The 20,199-nt window shown below is 35.8% G+C and carries 18 protein-coding genes; 15 read left to right on the plus strand and 3 right to left on the minus strand.

Annotated elements, in window-relative coordinates:
- Positions 1–164: 164 nt before the first annotated feature.
- The 4 genes from AC0INN_RS05355 (at position 165) to AC0INN_RS05370 (ending at position 6,155) form a co-directional block, all read left to right on the plus strand.
- Positions 165–3,428 (plus strand): cytochrome c biogenesis protein CcsA, encoded by a 3,264-nt coding sequence (locus AC0INN_RS05355; protein ID WP_306612119.1) that lies wholly within the window; start codon positions 165–167, stop codon positions 3,426–3,428.
- Positions 3,429–3,602: 174 nt separating this feature from the next.
- The gene (locus AC0INN_RS05360; protein WP_172283094.1) at positions 3,603–4,469 is read left to right on the plus strand and encodes an SPFH domain-containing protein; all 867 of its coding nucleotides are present in this window, start codon (positions 3,603–3,605) and stop codon (positions 4,467–4,469) included.
- Positions 4,470–4,538: 69 nt separating this feature from the next.
- Complete coding sequence (locus AC0INN_RS05365; protein ID WP_172283093.1) at positions 4,539–4,733, plus strand: type II toxin-antitoxin system antitoxin; 195 nt, start codon at positions 4,539–4,541, stop codon at positions 4,731–4,733.
- Positions 4,734–4,985: 252 nt separating this feature from the next.
- Positions 4,986–6,155 carry a hypothetical protein gene (locus tag AC0INN_RS05370; protein ID WP_306612122.1) on the plus strand — a complete coding sequence of 390 codons (1,170 nt, stop codon included), beginning with the start codon at positions 4,986–4,988 and terminating at the stop codon, positions 6,153–6,155.
- A gap of 107 nt (positions 6,156–6,262) precedes the next feature.
- Here the strand turns inward: AC0INN_RS05370 and AC0INN_RS05375 are convergent, their stop codons facing one another.
- Entirely contained in the window at positions 6,263–6,460 is a 198-nt protein-coding gene (locus AC0INN_RS05375) for a hypothetical protein (RefSeq protein WP_172283065.1), read from the minus strand.
- 133 nt (positions 6,461–6,593) lie between these two features.
- On the opposite strand from AC0INN_RS05375, the gene amaB reads away from it, so the two are divergent.
- The 10 genes from amaB to AC0INN_RS05425 all read left to right on the plus strand — a co-directional run bounded on the left by amaB (position 6,594) and on the right by AC0INN_RS05425 (position 18,069).
- A complete protein-coding gene (gene amaB, locus AC0INN_RS05380) occupies positions 6,594–8,144 on the plus strand; it encodes an L-piperidine-6-carboxylate dehydrogenase (RefSeq protein ID WP_172283061.1) in 1,551 nt (516 codons plus the stop codon).
- A gap of 107 nt (positions 8,145–8,251) precedes the next feature.
- The gene (gene lat, locus AC0INN_RS05385; protein ID WP_172283058.1) at positions 8,252–9,577 is read left to right on the plus strand and encodes an L-lysine 6-transaminase; all 1,326 of its coding nucleotides are present in this window, start codon (positions 8,252–8,254) and stop codon (positions 9,575–9,577) included.
- Positions 9,578–9,640: 63 nt separating this feature from the next.
- Positions 9,641–9,871 (plus strand): DUF2007 domain-containing protein, encoded by a 231-nt coding sequence (locus tag AC0INN_RS05390; protein WP_172283056.1) that lies wholly within the window; start codon positions 9,641–9,643, stop codon positions 9,869–9,871.
- 155 nt (positions 9,872–10,026) lie between these two features.
- Positions 10,027–10,539: a GNAT family N-acetyltransferase gene (locus tag AC0INN_RS05395; RefSeq protein WP_172283053.1), complete on the plus strand. Its 513-nt coding sequence runs from the start codon at positions 10,027–10,029 to the stop codon at positions 10,537–10,539.
- 116 nt (positions 10,540–10,655) lie between these two features.
- Positions 10,656–11,111 carry a transcriptional regulator gene (locus AC0INN_RS05400; RefSeq protein ID WP_172283050.1) on the plus strand — a complete coding sequence of 152 codons (456 nt, stop codon included), beginning with the start codon at positions 10,656–10,658 and terminating at the stop codon, positions 11,109–11,111.
- Positions 11,112–11,117: 6 nt separating this feature from the next.
- Positions 11,118–12,302, plus strand: coding sequence for an efflux RND transporter periplasmic adaptor subunit (locus AC0INN_RS05405; protein ID WP_172283048.1), 1,185 nt, complete (start codon positions 11,118–11,120; stop codon positions 12,300–12,302).
- Positions 12,302–15,448 (plus strand): efflux RND transporter permease subunit, encoded by a 3,147-nt coding sequence (locus tag AC0INN_RS05410; protein ID WP_172283046.1) that lies wholly within the window; start codon positions 12,302–12,304, stop codon positions 15,446–15,448. Before AC0INN_RS05405 ends, AC0INN_RS05410 begins: the two co-directional genes overlap by 1 nt.
- A gap of 89 nt (positions 15,449–15,537) precedes the next feature.
- On the plus strand, positions 15,538–16,953 hold the full coding sequence (locus AC0INN_RS05415) for a TolC family protein (protein WP_306612128.1): 1,416 nt from the start codon (positions 15,538–15,540) through the stop codon (positions 16,951–16,953).
- A gap of 142 nt (positions 16,954–17,095) precedes the next feature.
- Positions 17,096–17,590 carry a GNAT family N-acetyltransferase gene (locus AC0INN_RS05420; protein WP_306612130.1) on the plus strand — a complete coding sequence of 165 codons (495 nt, stop codon included), beginning with the start codon at positions 17,096–17,098 and terminating at the stop codon, positions 17,588–17,590.
- The gene (locus AC0INN_RS05425; RefSeq protein WP_172283040.1) at positions 17,590–18,069 is read left to right on the plus strand and encodes a MarR family winged helix-turn-helix transcriptional regulator; all 480 of its coding nucleotides are present in this window, start codon (positions 17,590–17,592) and stop codon (positions 18,067–18,069) included. Before AC0INN_RS05420 ends, AC0INN_RS05425 begins: the two co-directional genes overlap by 1 nt.
- 430 nt (positions 18,070–18,499) lie before the next feature.
- Here AC0INN_RS05425 and AC0INN_RS05430 read toward each other — a convergent pair whose 3' ends face one another.
- On the minus strand, positions 18,500–18,877 hold the full coding sequence (locus AC0INN_RS05430; protein ID WP_172283038.1) for a membrane lipoprotein lipid attachment site-containing protein: 378 nt from the start codon (positions 18,875–18,877) through the stop codon (positions 18,500–18,502).
- A gap of 217 nt (positions 18,878–19,094) precedes the next feature.
- A complete protein-coding gene (locus tag AC0INN_RS05435) occupies positions 19,095–19,328 on the minus strand; it encodes a hypothetical protein (protein ID WP_306612134.1) in 234 nt (77 codons plus the stop codon).
- A gap of 257 nt (positions 19,329–19,585) precedes the next feature.
- Here AC0INN_RS05435 and AC0INN_RS05440 point away from each other — a divergent pair, with 257 nt between their 5' ends.
- Positions 19,586–20,182: a Crp/Fnr family transcriptional regulator gene (locus tag AC0INN_RS05440; RefSeq protein ID WP_306612136.1), complete on the plus strand. Its 597-nt coding sequence runs from the start codon at positions 19,586–19,588 to the stop codon at positions 20,180–20,182.
- Positions 20,183–20,199 lie beyond the last annotated feature (17 nt).

Raw genomic sequence — 20,199 nt, forward strand, 5'->3', positions numbered from 1 at the left:
TTCTTATAATCGTAGTTTTTAGTTTTAAATTTTCTTTAATGTTTTGTGGCTTATTAAGAATAATTCAAAATAAGTAATATGGGCTTTAAAATGATAAAAAACATCTTTTTTTATCGACCTTTTACTTAATCATGCTTATTTTTGCATGTCAAGTAAAATAAATCATGAAGAAGATCCAAGATATTCTTATTTCAACCAGAACAATGGCGGTTTTGCTGTTGGTCTTTGCATTTGCCATGGCATATGCAACGTTTCTCGAAAACGATTATGGAACCCCTACGGCGAAAGCATTAATTTATGAAGCAAAATGGTTTGAGCTGATCATGGTATTGCTGATCTTAAATTTTATCGGAAATATCGGCAGATATAGACTTTGGAAAAGAGAGAAGTGGCCGGTTTTGGTTTTTCACCTTGCATTTGTCTTCATTTTTATCGGGGGAGCTATTACAAGGTATGTGAGTTTTGAAGGAACTATGCATATCAGGGAAGGAGAAACCTCTAATGAAATAGTTACGGATAAAAACTTCTTTAAGATTCAGATTGAAGAGAAGGGAGATGTGCTTAACTACCAGGATATTCCTTATCTGATGTCTCCTTTACACAAAGATTTCAGCGCAACCTATGACTTTCACGGAAAAGAAGTAAAGATTTTTGCCAAAGAATATATTCAAAGAAAAAAAGACAGTCTTGTGGCCGACCCGAGTGGTACTGAATACCTGCATTTGGTTTCAACGGGGCAGACCGGAAGACAGAATATCTACATCAAGCCAGGTGAAACAAAATCCATTAATGGAACGCTTGTTACTTTTAACAGAGCGATTGAAGGAGCTGTGGAATTTAAAAATGAAGGAGGGAAATTATTTGTTAAAACTCCCGTTGATGCAACGTATATGACGATGGCAACTCAGGCGACCGGAAATACAAAGAAGGATGAATTCCAACCTTTGGCATTGAGAAGTTTATATAGCATCAATGATCTGAAATTGGTTGTTCCTGAAGGTTTAAGAAAAGGAAAACTGATCGCGATTGAAGGAGACAGAAAGAAAGATCAGGCAGTTCCTGATATGCTGAAAATAGAAATCCAGGGTCCTAAAACAAAACAGTTGGTTGAACTATCTGTAGAAAAAGGAAATCCGAATGCATTCAAGCAGATTACGATGGACGGATTGAATATCATGGCAGGTTTTGGTCCTAAAGTATACAACACTCCTTTTGCACTGAAACTGGACGACTTTGTAATGGAAACATATCCGGGAAGTTCATCGCCAAGTGCTTATGAGAGTCATGTGAAGATCATTGACGGAGGTAAGCAGACACCTTATAAAATCTATATGAACCACGTTCTGAACCACGGAGGATACCGTTTTTTCCAGGCTAGTTTTGATCCGGACAGAATGGGAACTGTATTGTCAGTTAACCATGATTTCTGGGGAACTTTAATTTCTTATATCGGATATACATTCTTGTTTTTAGGTATGTTTTTAATTTTCTTCTGGAAAGGATCTCATTTCTGGAAATTAAATAAAATACTGACTGATGTGAATAAGAAAAGAGCTACCATGGTGATTGTATTATTGCTAAGTTTAGGATTAAATGCTCAGAAAATTGAAACCCATGGAACTACTGACGGAAGCAGAGAGCACATCCACGTACAAGGTGATGATCATACTCAGGCTCCTCAAATGGGACAGCCCGAAACTGCTCCGCAAAAACAAAATTCTCTGGCTGCTCCGTTTTCTAAAATGAGATTAATTTCTGCTGATGAGATCATCGCTAGAAACAAAATAAGCAAGGAACATGCAGATAAATTCGGATATCTTTTGGTACAGAATTTTGAAGGAAGAATTGTTCCGATCAATACTGAAGCTCTTGATGTTTTAAGAAAGCTTTATAAAAAAGACGAATTTAAAGGAACGGATGGAAAATACCTTACTGCAAATCAGTGGTTTTTATCCATTAACACCGACACTCCTAGCTGGACAATGGTTCCTATCATTAAAGTAGGTTCTAAAGGAGGAGATGAGCTGAAGAACAAAACCAAGGCTGATGAAGATGGTTATACTTCCCTGATGAATTTGTTTCCTGCGGATGCTAACGGTAACCTTACCTATATCCTTGAGCATGACTATAATATTGCTTTCCGTAAAAAACCGGCTGAGCAAACCAATTATGATAAAGAAGTTATTTCTGTAAATGAAAGAGTTCAGATCTTCAATGAATTTTTCAGCGGGCAATTTATGAGAATTGTGCCTGTGAAAAATGATCCGAACCACACATGGCATTCATGGCTGGACCAGAAATTCGAACCGGATATGGAATCTCAACAGGTAATGGGACCTTATTTTGCTGAAGCATTAGCTGCTCAGAAAACAGGAGACTGGAGAAAAGCAGATACTCAATTGGCAAGACTTTCAGAATACCAGCAAAAATGGGGTAAAAGTGTAGTTCCGGCTAAATCTAAAGTTGATCTGGAGGTATTCATGAATAAAGTGAATATCAACTTTAAACTCCTGATTTTCTATACACTGATAGGAGGGCTATTACTGATTTTAGGTTTTGTTGAATTATTCAAGCCTAATAAGATATTGAACAAGATCATCAAGGTGATTATTGTGTTAGGTCTGGTAGGATATATATTCCATTTCCTTGGATTAGTGGCAAGATGGTATATTTCCGGGCATGCACCATGGAGTAATGGTTATGAAGCAATCATTTTCATTTCATGGGTAGGTATTTCAGCCGGATTGTTATTGTATAGAAACTCCAATGCTTTGATTCCTGCAGCCGGATTTATGGTAGCGGTTATTATGATGGGATTTGCTCACGGAGGATCTGCTCTTGATCCACAGATCACACCATTAGTACCTGTATTAAAGTCATACTGGCTGATTGTGCACGTAGCAATCATTACATCGAGTTATGGATTCTTTGCCCTGTCGATGATTATTGCTGTCATCTCACTGGTATTCTATATTATTTCGAGTAAAGAAACATACAAAATTCATCATGATACTACTTTAAAAGAGCTGGTTATTGTTTCTGAGATGTCTCTTACTATAGGTTTGTTTGCTTTAACGGTAGGGAACTTTTTAGGAGGAATCTGGGCGAATGAGTCATGGGGTAGATACTGGAGCTGGGATCCAAAAGAGACATGGGCATTTATCTCTATCATGGTATACGCTTTTGTGTTACACATGAGATTGGTACCCGGATTAAGAAGCAAGTGGGCGTTCCATGTAGCAACAATGTTTGCTTTCTGCTCAATGGTTATGACCTATTTTGGAGTTAATTATTATTTAACGGGACTTCACTCGTATGCAGCAGGAGATCCGGTACCAGTACCGGCTTGGGTATATATCGGACTTTCAGTAATGATATTATTGTCTGCAGCTTCTTACTTTAAGTTTAAAATGCTGAACAAAAAATAAGCGTAAATACATACACATACTAAATCCCGGAACGATAGTTTCCGGGATTTTTCTTTGGTAAACGGAATTAGGTATTATTACTAAGTAAAAAATTTTAAGATTATCATTTTTAATCCAAAACTTATTTATAACTTTATGATATCAAAATAATATCATTTTAAAATTAATACCTATATGGAAAAAATCTTAAAACCTATGTCCGGCTACTTAACCCTTGTTATTTGTTTGGGTTTATTTATAGCTGCAGTTTACTTCTTCATCAGCGGAGTAGATCAGAGTATTACTTATGTTGTTTTAGCCATGCTTTGTTTTCTGACTTCATGTTTTTTCTTAAAAGGCCTGATGATCATTCAGCCTAATCACTCAAGAGTATTGAATTTCTTTGGAAAATATGTAGGAACAGTGAAAGATAACGGACTGTTCTTTATCAATCCATTATACTCATCCCAGAAAATGTCGCTTCGTTCCGAGAATTTACAGGGACAAACATTAAAAGTGAATGATAAAATGGGGAACCCAATTGAAATTGCTGTTGTCATCGTATGGAAAGTAGGGGATACCTATAAAGCAGCTTTTGACGTAGAACGTTATTCTGATTTTGTAAAAATGCAGAGTGAGGCAGCGGTACGTCACCTGGCTATGAGCTTTCCTTATGATAATTTGGAAGATGATCACGCACCAATTACTTTAAGAGAGGGTGGTGACAAGATCAATTCTATTCTGGAGCAGGAGCTTACTGATCGTCTTTCTAAAGCCGGAATTATAATCCAGGAGGCCAGAATATCACACTTGGCTTATGCATCCGAAATTGCAGGTGCCATGCTTCAGAGACAGCAGGCTACAGCTATTGTTGCAGCAAGAACAAAAATTGTAGAGGGCGCGGTAGGAATGGTTGATCTGGCATTGAAAAAACTTTCGGCAGAGAACATCGTAGAGTTGGATGATGAGAGAAAAGCTGCAATGGTGAGTAATCTGATGGTCGTTCTTTGTGGTGAAAAGGCAGCAACTCCGGTTCTTAATGCAGGAACTTTATACAATTAAAACTTCTTTTTGGTTAAAGAATCGACCTGAAACCATAGGCGATCTTATCATGAAATTTAAAAGTAAAAAATGAAATCTCAAAAATCTCAAAATTCTTCTGAAAGCACTCAAAAAGGCAAAAAATCCTTTGTGATAAGGATAGAAGAATCAACGTATAAACTTCTTGAGAAGTGGGCGAATGATGAGTTTAGGAGTGTAAACGGACAAATTGAGTATTTGCTTCATCAGAGTCTTATTGAGTCGGGAAGGAAGAAAAAGGAATAGCGATGGAATAGCTAAAAGGCAAAATTGCTAAGTTTAATAATTGTGAAGGAATTGAAAGCTGGAACTTTGACAGCTTTTGATTTCCTGCACTGTAAAACAATCTTTCTAAGGAAAATAAAATCAGGATTAGGGATAAGTATATTAATAATGAAAATATAAATCTTAAATTATAGATAAAAGTACTATTTTAGAGTGATAAAGTAATGAACTACTCCAAATAATATTTTTCAGTATAATACATAAAGCAATATGGTGAAAAAGACATTTTTCTTATTCGTAATACTATTTTCAACAAAATCCTTCGCCCAAGAGCAATATAAATTTTCAAATGATATTGAAAATGACATCCAGAATGATAAAAATGGAGACGATTACAGATATCAGGTGGGAGCAATGAAATATTCCGTTTCGAACTATTACATTAAGGGTTTACAAACCTGGGATAAACTTGGACGTAAAAGAAGAAAAATATCTAAAGATGACAGTTTGAAATTAGTAAAGCTTAAAGTTGAAAATGCTAAAAATTATATTTTAGACCAAACAAAAAAAGAGCAAATAGTAATTCTTAATGAAGCACATCATTACGCAAGTCATAGAACATTTGCAACATCCCTCTTAAAAGGACTTTATGAAAACGGTTATCGTTATTTGGGCTTGGAAGCTATTGGAGATGATTCAATAAATGTTAGAAAGTTTCCTACAACAAAAAGTGGTTTTTACACCTCTGAACCACAATTTGGTAGTTTTATTAAAACAGCTTTAGATCTGGGTTTTACTCTCTTTAAATATGAAGCAGTACAAGGAGAAAACGGAAAAGACAGAGAGATAAAACAAGCGGATAACATCTATAAATTTATGCAGGAAAATAAAAATGGAAAATATATTATTTACTGCGGTTATGGGCACGCATATGAAGGAAAAGATCCATATTGGGAAAAAACCATGGCAGGAAGACTTTCCGACTTAACAAAAATCAACCCATTTACAATTGACCAAACAGAGTTTTCTGAAAAAAGTGTTACCGAACGTAATAGTCCTCTATTAAAAATTATAAAGGGGAAGGATCCTGTCGTTTTGCTGGACGAAAATAACAAGGCATTCAAAGGAAGTCAAATTGAACCTTTTACGGATATAAAAGTGGTTCATCCCGTTACAACATATATCAAAGATAGACCTCGTTGGATGCTTAATGAAAACCGGAAACTTTATGAAGTACCAAAATCAAAGATTAAAAGTTATCCTTCTTTAATTTTTGCCTATAGAAAAGGAGAGTTTGACAATAATGGTGTTCCTGCGGATATGATAGAATTACAGAGTGATAAAGACTCAGGATATCTTATTCTGGATAAAGGAGGTTATGATATTATAGTAAAAGACAAAACATATAATGTAACCAATAGGTTTGATAGCTCAATAGAATAAATAGTAACTATACCAGTTGCCAATTTATCATTAGCTTTTAGTTAAGCTTCCGAAAAAAGAAAGCAGAGAAAATTTCTCTGCTTTTTTTATTTTAATAATATGCTCTATTAATCGAATAGAGCGGTAAAATAATTACTGATGATAGTCCAGAAATTTTTTCCGAGAAAATAGATAAGGGTTGACGTAATAATCCCTTTTACGGTAAAGAATATAATCCCTCCGATCCCAAAACGCTTAACCCATTGTTTCCATTTTGAAGTATTCTCTTTGACAGGCTGCTCGTCTAGTGGTTTATTATTTTCCATTTCCGAAATTAAACTATTGATATGACAAAGATAGGTATGTTTATAATTAGTCCAAATAAAAACGTTATGAAAATTAATTTTTTGCGGTTCGCATAATATTTTTATCTTTAGAGAAAACGAAAAGGAATATTTTATGTCTAAAAAAGTCAAGGATTTCGGTATCGAGAAATCCCTAAAAAATCTAGGTATTAAAGATGACAACAAAGGAACTTCTGTAGGGGGGAAATACTTTGCATCGGGGAAAGTAATTGAAAGTTATTCTCCTGTTGATGGAAAATTAATTGCTAAAGTAAAAACATCGAATGAGGGTGATTATGAAAAGGTAATTCAGTCTGCTCAAAAGGCTTTTCAGGAATTCAGGTTAATCCCGGCGCCTAAAAGGGGGGAAATCGTAAGACAATTAGGTCTAAAACTAAGAGAATATAAAGATGATTTGGGAAAACTTGTTTCGTATGAAATGGGAAAATCCCTGCAGGAAGGTCTTGGTGAAGTTCAGGAGATGATTGATATCTGTGATTTTGCGGTTGGTCTATCAAGACAGCTTCATGGATATACGATGCATTCTGAAAGACCAGGTCACAGAATGTACGAACAATATCACCCGCTAGGGATTGTGGGAATCATTACGGCTTTTAACTTTCCGGTAGCTGTTTGGGCTTGGAATACAGCATTATCATGGATTTGTGGGAATGTTACGATCTGGAAGCCTTCCGAAAAAACACCTTTCTGTGCAATTGCATGTCAAAATATTTTAGCAGAAGTTCTTAAAGAAAATAATCTTTTTGAAGGGATTTCAAGTGTATTGATTTCAGATCATGAGATCGGGCAAAAATTAGTTGAAGATAAGCGTGTTTCTTTAATTTCGTTTACAGGTTCTACAAGAGTAGGAAGAATGGTTTCTTCTAAAGTAGCAGAGAGATTTGGAAAATCAATCCTTGAGCTAGGTGGAAATAACGCCATCATTATCTCTAAAGATGCTGATCTTGATATGTCTATCATTGGGGCTGTATTTGGAGCTGTAGGAACTGCAGGACAAAGATGTACATCTACAAGAAGACTGATTATTCATGAAAGCGTTTACGATGAAGTGAAAAACAGATTGGTAAAAGCATACGGACAGCTGAAAATAGGAAACCCGTTAGATGAATCCAATCATGTGGGACCATTGATCGATACCGGCGCTGTTACCCAATACGAAGAATCAATAAAAAAATGTAAAAAAGAAGGCGGTAAATTCATCGTTGAAGGCGGCGTTCTAAGCGGTAAAGAATATGAATCAGGATGCTATGTAAAACCATGTATCGCGGAAGTAAAAAACTCATACGAGATTGTGCAGCATGAAACTTTTGCACCAATTCTTTATTTGATCAAATACAAAACTCTTGACGAAGCCATCGCTATTCAAAATGATGTTCCTCAGGGATTGTCTTCTGCAATTATGACCCAAAACTTAAGAGAGGCAGAATTATTCCTTTCCCATGCAGGTTCAGATTGTGGAATTGCCAATGTAAATATCGGAACTTCAGGTGCTGAAATCGGCGGAGCTTTCGGTGGTGAAAAAGAAACAGGAGGAGGTAGAGAATCCGGTTCTGACGTTTGGAAATACTATATGAGAAGACAAACGAATACCATTAATTATACTACAAACCTTCCTTTGGCACAAGGGATTAAATTTGATATTTAATAAAAAAACAACATTTAAATCATTTTAAGATTTAAGAATTTAAAAATTAATACCCATGAATGCTTAAACCTTTTAATCATTCAATTTTTAAATCACATCAAAATATTATGGAACAAACAATTGATATAAAAGCAAATAAAGTTAAAGAAACAGTAGGTAAACATGTACTTGCAGATGGTTTTGATTTCGTTATGGATATCGAAAGATCTCATGGATCATGGTTATATGACAAACTTACTGACAGAGAATTTTTGGATATGTTTTCTATGTTCGGTTCAGGATCTATAGGATACAATCACCCTTATCTTGTAAGTAAATCAGATTGGCTAGGTAAAATGGCGGTTAATAAGCCTACCCTGGCAGATGTTTATTCCGAAGAATATGCTCATTTTTTAGAAGTTTTTGAAAGAGTGGTTATTCCGGAAGAATTGCAATATGCGTTTTTTATTGAAGGGGGAACCCTAGGTGTTGAAAATGCAATGAAGGCATGTTTCGACTGGAAAACCCGCAAAAATTTTGCTAAAGGACTTCAGACAGAAGCCGGAATTTGTATTCACTTCAGACAGGCATTTCATGGAAGAAGCGGTTATACTTTAAGCTTAACCAATACTTCCGATCCAAGAAAGTATCAATATTTCCCGATGTTTGAATGGCCAAGGATCCTTAATCCAAAATTAAGCTTTCCTATTACAGAGGAAAATCTTGAAGAGACCATTAAAAATGAAAGAATGGCGTTATTGCACATCGAAGAGGCAATTCTTTCCAATCCTGATAAAGTGGCATGCATTATCATTGAGCCGATCCAGGCAGAAGGAGGAGATAATCACTTCAGGGATGAATTTTTCGTTGAACTAAGAAAGCTGTGTGATCAGAATGAGATCCTGCTGATTTTTGATGAAGTTCAGACAGGTATTGGAATTACCGGAAAAATGTGGGCTTTCCAACATTTTACGGCTAAGCCGGACATTATTTCTTTTGGTAAAAAAGCGCAGGTTTGTGGTGTTTTAGCAAATAAAGAAAAATTTGATGAAGTTCCGAACAATGTTTTCAGAGAGAGTTCAAGAATCAATTCTACATTCGGAGGAAACTTTATAGACATGCTCCGTTTTCAATTGGTTATGGAAGTGATCGAAAAAGAAAACCTTGTTGAGAATGCTAAGGAGGTTGGAGAATATCTATTGGAAGGGTTGCAAAATCTGGCTCAGAAATATCCTGAAAAGATTTCCAATGCAAGAGGAAGAGGATTGATGTGTGCAGTAGATTTACCTTCCGGAGGACAAAGAAATCTTTTAGTAAATGAACTTTTCAAAGATGGATTAATAATTTTACCATGCGGTGATCAATCCGTTCGTTTCAGGCCACATTTGAATGTTTCGAGAGAAGAAATTCAATTGGCTCTCGATAAAATTGAAAATAATATTAACAAAATTTAAAACGGTGGATTTGTGATTTAGGAAAAATCTTACTATATTTAGATATTCAAAAAAGGATGAAATATGGAAAGAAGTACGAGAGTATCAGTTTTTGAAAGTGATAATCCTTCAGAAATTCAATTGATCAAGTCTAAATTAGATGACGCTCAAATCACAAACACAGTTGAAAATAATTATCTCACTTTTACAACAACGCCAACGGCAACATCGCTAAAGCTCATGGTGGATCTTGAAGATGAGAAAAAAGCATTTGAAATTATTGACACTTATATACAACAAAGTGCAAACCAATAAAACAATTTCATAATTTTAAATTTTACTACTTCGAACCGAAAATTAATTCAATTAATTTTCGGTTTTTTTATTTAAATTTAATGCTAAAGAAATATATAAGGTTGAAAATAATCTTAATTTTCTTTCTTTTAAATCCTGACAACAATTAAGAATCTATGACGCAGCAAATTAAGTTCAGAAAGGCCGAAATTAAAGAGAAAAATATCATCTGGGACATTATCCAGCAATCAATCGAAAGGAGAAGATTGGACGGGAGTACTCAGTGGCAAAATGGTTATCCGAATGAAGATACTATAGAAAGTGATATTTCGAAAGGTTTTGGTTTTGTTCTTACAGTAGATGATGTTATTGCCGTTTATGTTGCCCTGATATTTAATGACGAGCCTGCTTATAGTACCATTGATGGGGCATGGCTCAGTGACGGTGAGTTTGTTGTTGTTCACCGTGTAGCTGTTTCCGAAGAGTTTGCCGGACAGGGACTCGTAAAAAAACTATTTGATCATATAGAAAATTACACAAAAAGCCAGGGGGTATTGAGTGTAAAAGTAGACACTAATTATGATAATATTGCCATGCTGAAGATTCTTGAAAAGCAAGGTTATTCCTATTGCGGTGAAGTAGTTCTTGCCGGAGGAGTCCGAAAAGCATTCGAGAAGATTATAATTTGAGCGAAAGGTTAAATCCTTTTCCATTGAATTTTTAAAACGCTATATATTTATAAACTCTATTGCGTTTGTTCGTTTAGTTCTGAACTAATTTATACTTTTGTTCAAATTTGTATATTATGCATAAAAGTATAGAAGTTGATGAAAAAATTTTTCAGGATGCCGTAAAATTCTATGGTACCAACCTGAATATTCCTCCATTAGCTTCAAAAATATATGCTTATCTCATCTTCGATTTTGAAAAAGTAGGAATTACTTTTGACGAATTTGTAGAAGTGCTCTCAGCCAGTAAAAGTTCCGTTTCCACCAGTATTTCATTATTACTCAACTCTCAGCTTATTATCGACCATAATAAGATCGATGAGAGGAAGCGGTATTTCTTTATCAATGATGAGCATATGAAGATAAGGTTTGAAAAAATTCTCCAGAAATTACAGGATGAACTAAAACTACTAGACGATTTAAATAACTTTAGAAAGGTACACGATGAACATTACAATGAAAAACTTAGTATTTATAAGGCGCTATTGAATAAAAACATTTCAAATATTCAGGAATCTATTAATAAACTATAATTTAAAATGACAAATAAACTATTCATACTTTCTGTTGCAGCTATCTCACTGACAGCCTGCAAAAAAGAAGCTCCAAAACAGGATGGTGCAAAACCTTACCCTGTAATTTCGGTGGAACAAAAGAATATCGTAGGATACCAGACATTCCCTGCGAGCATACAAGGTAGAGTAAATAATGATGTAAGGGCTAAGATTCAGGGATATATTACCCAACTATTAGTAGACGAAGGGCAATATGTAACCAAAGGACAACCTTTATTCCGTCTTGAAACGAATATACTTACTGAAAATGCAGCTGCTGCAAAGGCAGGTATCGGTGCTGCCGAATCAACGGTGGCTGCTGCACAGGCTTCGGTAAATGCAGCTCAGGTGGAAGTGAATAAACTTAAACCTCTGGTTGCTAAGAATATCATCAGTAACGTACAGCTTCAAACAGCACAGGCTAACCTGGCTCAGGCTCAGGCACAGCTTCAGCAGGCGGTTGCTTCAAAACGTCAGGCGACAGCCAATTACAAAGGGGTAGAAGCTAATATCGAATATTCTATTATTCGCGCACCTATTTCGGGGGTTGTTGGAAAACTTCCTTTAAAAGTGGGTAGCTTGGTAGGACCGACTGATCAGACTCCTTTAACGACAATTTCAGATACTTCCGAGGTCTTCGCCTATTTTTCGATGAACGAAAAAGAATATTTCAACTTTTTGGAGAAATCTGTAGGAGCTACAATGCCTGAGAAAATCAAAAATCTTCCTATGGTTGATTTACAGCTGGCTAATGGAAGTATTTATCCTGAAAAAGGGAAGATCGAAGCTATTACAGGACAAATTGATCCCACTACAGGAACCATTCAGTTCAGAGTAGCATTTTCAAATGCCCAAAAGTTACTTAGCAACGGGAACAGTGGAACAATAAGATTACCTAAAGCGTATGATAGCGTTTTGGTTGTTCCGGAAAGTGCCACATACGAACAACAGGGAATTGTTTATGTGTATAAAGTTGAAAAGGATACTGCTAAAAATGTAGTAGTAAATGTAATTGACAGAATTGACAACATGGCGTTAATAAAATCAGGAATAAATAAAGGAGAAACTATAGTGGCAGCAGGTATCGGTGGTTTGAAATCCGGAACTCCTGTAAAGCCAAAACCTATAAAAATGGATAGCCTCGTTCAATCTATAAAACCGAAATTCTAATGATAAAAAACTTTATTAACAGACCGGTTTTATCCACTGTTATTTCAATATTAATTGTTATACTCGGTGTTTTAGGCCTTATTTCATTGCCTGTTACCCAGTACCCGGACATTGCGCCTCCTACAGTGAGTGTTACAGCAAACTATACGGGAGCTAACGCGGAGACGGTGATGAAAAGTGTGGTAGTTCCTTTGGAGGAACAGATTAACGGGGTAGAAGGAATGGATTATATCACTTCTTCTGCAGGAAACGATGGATCTGCCAATATTCAGGTTTTCTTTAAGCAGGGGATTGATCCGGATATTGCAGCGGTAAACGTACAGAACCGTGTTACAAGAGCAACACCATTACTTCCAAGTGAAGTAACCCGTTCAGGGGTTGTTACTCAGAAGCAGCAAACCAGTGCCTTGATGTATATGTCTTTCTATTCCGAAAATAAGGACCTCGATGACGTTTATCTTCAAAATTTCCTGAATATTAACATTATTCCTAATATCAAAAGGATTAATGGAGTTGGAGATGCTCAGGTTTTCGGTGGGAAAAACTACTCGATGAGAATATGGCTGGATCCTGCGAAAATGGCAGCCTATGGAGTAACACCGGATGATGTTACAGCGGCCATTAATGAGCAGAGTAGAGAAGCAGCAGCTGGATCCATCGGACAAAACAGTGGTAGTTCTTTTGAATACATCATTAAATATGTAGGGAAATTCAACGAGAAATCTCAATATGATAACATCATTATCAAGTCTCTTGCCGATGGCCAGAATCTGATGCTTAAAGATGTTGCCAAAGTTGAATTGGCTGGGCAATCTTATACCGGAATTGGGGAGAATGGAAATAATCCTTCCATCAGTATGGGATTCTTTCAGACGCCAGGTTCCAATGCTCAGGACATTATTAAGAATATTAAAGCATACTTAAAAGCATCAGAGGGAAGTTTTCCTAAAGGGATAAAATATACTTTCAACTTTGATACCAATGAGTTCCTTGATGCCTCTATTGATAAGGTTGTTCATACCTTAATTGAAGCATTTATTCTGGTATTCATTGTAGTGTATATTTTCTTACAGGATTTCAGATCTACTTTGATTCCGGCTATTGCAGTTCCGGTATCTATTGTGGGAGCATTCTTCTTCCTGAATTTGTTTGGATATTCACTCAACCTTTTAACCTTATTCGCGTTAGTACTTGCTATTGGTATTGTAGTGGATGATGCCATTGTCGTCGTCGAGGCCGTTCATGCTAAGATGGAGCATGGTATTTCCGATGCTAAAAAGGCTACCGTAGAAGCGATGGATGAGATTACTGGAGCAATTATTTCAATTACATTGGTAATGGCATCCGTATTTATTCCGGTAACTTTTATTACCGGTCCGACAGGGGTATTCTATCAGCAGTTTGGTATTACACTTATCGTAGCGATCATCATTTCGGCAATCAATGCATTAACGTTAAGTCCGGTTTTATGTTCACTATTCCTTAAACCTCATTCTGAGCATCACCAGGAATACAAGAATATGAATATCCTTCAGAAGTTCTTCTATAAATTCAATATAGCATTTAGAACAACCACTGAACGTTACGGAAGAGGATTTGTTTTCTTATTAAGGCATAAATGGGTTACCCTGATCATCTTTGCCATTACAGGAGGAATTTTATTCTGGGCAAGTTCAACGATGAAAAAAGGATTCGTTCCTACTGAAGACCGTGGAATTATCTTTACCGATGTGCAGCTTCCTCCGGGATCATCTATGGAAAGAACCTATAATGCATTGAAAACACTACAGGCTAACGCAATGAAAATTCCGGGAGTCCAAAACGTTACCATTTCTACCGGTAGAGGTTTCTTATCCGGAAACGGAAGTAATAATGGTCTTGCCTTTATTAAATTAAAACCTTTTGATGAAAGGAAAAAAGATAATTTAACCTCTGAAGATATTACGAAAAAACTATTTGGAATTTCAGGGAAAGTACCGGATGCCAAAGTCGTATTCTTTCAGCCACCAAGTGTACCCGGTTTTGGTAATAGTGCAGGATTTGAGATGGTATTGCTGGATAAATCCGGTGGTGAATATACAGCGCTTGATGATAAAACTAATGAATTCATCGGTAAGCTTATGGAAAGACCCGAGATAGAGTTTGCACAGACCTCGTTCAATACAAAGTACCCGCAATATCAAATGGAAATTAATGTTCCTTTGGCAAAACAATTAGGAGTTTCTGTAAATAGCATCCTAAGTACAATGCAGGGATATATTGGAGGGATTTATACAGCTGACTTTACGAAATACGGAAAACAATTCCGAGTAATGGTTCAGGCTCTTCCTGAAAACAGAAAAAACATCGATAATCTTAACGATCTCTATGTAAAAACAGGTTCGGGTATAATGTCTCCTATTTCGCAATTTGTGACATTAGACAAAACATATGGTCCACAGTCTGTAAGTCGTTATAACCTTTTTACATCAGTAAAAATTACAGGGGGTAATTCCCAGGGGTACAGTTCCGGGGATGCTATTACTGCGGTACAGCAGGTAGCGAAAGAAACCCTGAATCAGAATTACGATGTTGAGTTTACCGGATTGACAAGAGAAGAATTAAACTCCGGATCTCAGACCGTATTAATCTTTGGGCTAAGTTTAATTTTTGTTTACTTTATCCTTTCTGCGCAATATGAAAGTTATATTCTTCCGCTGATTGTTGTGATCTCACTTCCATTAGGGGTAATGGGAGCTTATTTTGGACAAAAAATCATGGGCTTGGAAAACAATATCTATTTCCAGATTGCCTTGATCATGTTGGTCGGATTATTGGCTAAAAATGCCATTTTGATTGTTGAATTTGCAGTTCAGAGAAGACATCATGGTGAAACCATTGTCATGTCTGCAATCAATGCTGCGAAGGCAAGATTAAGACCGATTCTGATGACCTCATTTGCCTTTATATTTGGTCTATTACCATTGGTGCTGGCAAGTGGAATCGGAGCGGTAGGAAACAGATCTATTGCAACGGGTGCTGCCATTGGATTATTGATAGGAACGGTATTAGGGCTTATCGTAATTCCTGTATTGTATGTGATCTTTGAAACATTGCAGGAAAAAATCAAACCGATTAAAAGAGAAGACATCAATTTAGCTGAATAAAAATAAAAACCAGAGAGGTAGAAGTAGAAGAATAATTGAATTTCCGATCTTACTTCTAACCTCTGGTTTCTAACTTCCAATTTTTAACAATGAAAAGTTTAATAAACATCATAAAAGGAATAACTTTTTCAGTTTTCATACTGGGAGCCATTTCATCATGTATGGCGAGAAAAGAGTATGAAAGACCGAAAAATGTCGTGGACGAAAAGCTTTTCCGTACTGATATGCTTCCTAAGGACAGTGCAAGTATTGCTGATATCTCCTGGAAAGAAATTTTTACGGATCCCATATTACAGGGGCATATTTCAAAAGCTTTAGAAAACAATTTAGATATCAGAATTGCATTACAGAGTATTGCCTCTGCCGAAGCTTATCTTAAACAAAGTAAAGCAGCATATCAGCCAACGGTTTCAGTCGGGCCCAATTACACGTTTCAAACCCAATCCATCAATACCCAGTTTGGTCAGATCATTGGAGAAAGACGTTATGTAAATCAGTTTGATATTACAGCGACTATAGGTTGGGAAGCGGATATCTGGGGTAAATTAAAAGCTCAGGAAAAAGCGCAGCTTGCCACTTATTTAGGAACAGTTGCCGCACACAAGGCTGTAAAAAGCAGTTTGGTAGCCTCAGTAGCTTCTGCTTATTATCAACTGCTGACTTTCGATTCGCAGAAAAGAATTATTCAGGAAACCATTGATGTCCGGGAAAAAAACCTTGAAACAACAAAAGCTCTGAAAGAGTCAGGAACGGTAACTGAAGTGGCGGTTCAGCAAAGTGAAGCGTTGGTTTTTAATGCGAAATCTCTACTTATTGATATTGATACTCAAATCCAGTCTTTGGAGAATACAATGAGTCTGTTGATGGGAGAACCTTCTCATGCTATTGAAAGATCAACACTAGAAAGCCAAAGCCTTCCGAAGGATATCAAGCTTGGATATCCGGCTCAATTACTGGCCAACCGTCCTGATGTAATGCGTGCGGAATACAATCTGATGAATGCTTTCGAATTAACCAACTCTGCGAAAGCACAGTTTTACCCTACACTAAAACTTACCGGAACCGGTGGAGTACAGTCTGTAGATATTGATCATTTATTCAGTGTGAATTCGTTATTTGCCAATGTAGTAACAGGATTGGCACAACCTATTCTCAACAGAAGACAGATCAAAACGAATTATGACGTGAGCCTGGCCAATCAGGAAACGGCTTATCTGAATTTTAGAAAAACAGTTCTTACTGCAGGAAAAGAAGTATCTGATGCAATACGGGTATTTGGAGTGCAGGATTCTTTTATTGAACTTAAAAGAAAGGAACTGGACGCGTATAAAAAGTCAGTCGATTTTTCTCAGGAATTGGTTAACTATGGTATGGCCAATTACCTTGAAGTGTTGAATGCGAGTGTAAATTCATTGAATGCAGAATTGAATATTTCAAATGCAGAATACAACAAAATGAAAGCTGCAGTTGACTTATACCAGGCACTAGGTGGGGGTTGGAAGTAATTCCCCCGACACTTTTTAAATAGATCAGACGCATGCAGTTATTGTATGCGTCTTTTTATTGATAACATAAATTATTGTTGATTGATTAAATATATTTGTTTTTATGTAGTTAACTACGTAGTTTTGTACATTAAATAAAATTATGACATTAGAAATCCAACCTATCGGTAATACTTATTCCGAACAAGTCATAGATTTGATTCTGAATATTCAGCAAAAAGAATTTAATATTCCTATCACGATCGAAGACCAGCCGGATCTTTTAAAGATTGAAAGCTTTTATAGAGAAGGGGGCGGAAACTTTTGGGGCGCTTTTCTGGATAAAGAGTTGGTAGGTACCATTGCTTTAGTTAAATTTGACGAAAAGGCTGCAGCCATCAGAAAGATGTTTGTTAAAAAAGAATTCAGGGGAAAAGAACATCAGATCGCACAAAAATTATTAGATATCCTGATTTCGTATTGTAGGGAAAATAAAATTGAAGAAATTATGCTGGGGACAGTTTCTGTGCTGAATGCGGCCATGCGTTTTTATGAACGTAACCGGTTTCAGAAAATTGCCAAAGAAGATCTCCCTCCTTTATTTCCTCTGATGAGTGCTGATAACGTCTTTTATATTCTTAATTTAAATGAGATCTAATGAATGTTATTAACGAATCCGGAATTCTTGCGATATCCACAAGATTGCAGAGGCTAAGTGAACAGCTCCGTAAAGATGGAGCTTTGGTTTATAAGGCATTTGATATTGATTTTGAGCCTAAGTGGTTTCCTGTTATCTTTACACTTTATCATAAACAGCCCCTGAGTGTTGTGGAGCTGGCCAATGAAATAGGGTATACCCATCCCTCTACAATAAGCTTACTTAAGGAACTTGAAAAGGAGAAGATGATTATTTCAAAAAAGGATAAGCAGGATGAAAGAAAACGTTTGATCGGATTAGCACCCAAGGGCCTTGAACTCATCGAAAAAATGAAGCCTGTATGGGAACTTATTTCAACTGTTTTGGGAGAAATTGCCGACAATAACAATCACTTATTAAAAGCCATTGATGAAGCAGAAGAAAAACTGGCAAATCAGTCCTTTTTACAACGTGCTTTGCAATTGAAAAATACTAAGTAAAATTTCTGATAGTACTCAATTTTACAGCTTATACATATGAATAAAATGAATCCTGCACTACGCAGGATTTTTTTTGAATTCTGTTTTTTTAATGTTAATGGGCTTTGCGGGCTTTTTTTTATATGATAGATGATGTAAATTTAATCTATTGATATTCTATAAGTTGACATTAAACTTGAAATTTTATTGAAAAAATCACTTCATAGGGTACAGTATTTGCAGATAACAAAAGCGCACACGCAAATCATGCTTTACATACGATAAATATTAAGGTTTTCCTTAAAATTGATTATATAAAAGCAACACACCACATCATTTTTTTATATATTATTAAGATAAATCTCCGGTAGCATACCGGAGATTTTTACGTTTTAAATAAGAAACAAAAAAAGGTGACCACTGGCCACCTTTTTATATGTAGTAATAAACCTTATTGACTTTTATCTTTTTCCCCAGTCCATGATCCGGATCTTGTAGGAGTAGGAACAGCATTTGTCCAGCTTCCGTTTCCTTTTTTATCAGTACCCAGGTTTCCGTTGAAAGAACCATCAGACGGAAGACCAACTGAAGCATTTAACTCCCCTGAATCATTTAAATGACCGGCAATCTTGTAATTTTCATTATTAACATCAGAATGCATTGTTCCATTTACGGTTCCATCACTTGCGACTACAATATTCCAAACCCCTTTATCGCTTCCATCATAAGTTCCTGACCAGGTTCCGATGTAATCATAGATCGTATCATCATCTGAGCTACATCCTATTAGTGCAAAAGTTGCTAATAAAAGAAAAAAAAGTTTCTTCATAGTTTTGATAGTTTTACAAGAGTGGAGAATATGGGAATCTTCATTTTCTCCTTTTTAGTTAAAATCGTTAGTAATCCTCGTTTCTGTTGAGCGCAAATATATAATTTTTTATTTAATTTGTGCACTTTTTGTGTTTTTTTTGTAAAACAAATAATTGAATATTTGTTTTGCAGGATCTAATAACCGAGATCAATAAAAAGATAAAAAATCTAAACTATCAATTGTAAATTGATGGCTTATCTCCTGATAAAACTTTATGCCCTAAATAAAAAAGCAGATGAATAGAATCCTTGGGAATACGAAGTTGTAGGTTATATGAATTAATCATTTCAAATTTCCATTGATGTTCAACACAATAAAGCATCATTTCTTGTAAATCTTTATCCAAAAGAGCAAGTATTACAGTCACTTCATCATTGCTTAATGTTTCTTGATTTAAACTAGGTTCCATTGCTATTTTCAAATATGTTTATCCATTATCAAGCAATGTGCCACAGTAAAGAGAAAATGAGGAATGTGGTATGTATTTTTTTACTTTTTATCAGGAGAATTTCTTCTTGTTGATAATCGGATGGTAACTGCTATTCGTAATGCCTTATTTTTAAAGAATATAAACTATCCGGAATGCCTTCAGTTGTACTTTTTGATACCACATTTCACTAATTATTGATAATATACCTATAATTTTGAATGACCAAACATTAAGAAATGATAATATGCGAAAATCTGTTACTTCAAAATGGGGGAGAAGTAATAGAATATCGGGCTAATGAATGTATAGTAGAAGAGGCTACTTGCGCAAAATATTATTTACAGATTATAAAAGGTACAGCAAAGATGAATTCAGTTCATTTTGACGGTAAAGAATATTTTTATGGCCTGCCTTTCAATGGGCATTGCATTGCAGAATCTTATTTATTTACTGATAAAAAATATCCTTTTAGTGCAATAGCAATTTCAGATTGTAAGATCATTCGCGTAGAAAAGAATCAGTTTATACAACTTATAGAAAATATTCCTTCTCTTTTAGTCAATTTATATGCCTATACAGCAGAAAGGATCCACTATAAAAATCTTATGCTCTCAACACTGGGATGTGTCACTTCTCAGGAGCGATTAACTATTTTATTAGATTATATTAAACAGTTTTATACATTAAATGATACCCGCCCCTTTATTATACCTTATACCAGACAGCAATTGGCATCGTTGACGGGGTTAACTATTGAATCGGTCATAAGGACAGTTAAAAGGATGGAGAGCCGTAATCTGCTTTCAATCGTAAATGGGAAGATTTTCTATTAAATCTTTTTCAAGCCATA

It is taken from the genome of Chryseobacterium subflavum, assembly GCF_055762745.1.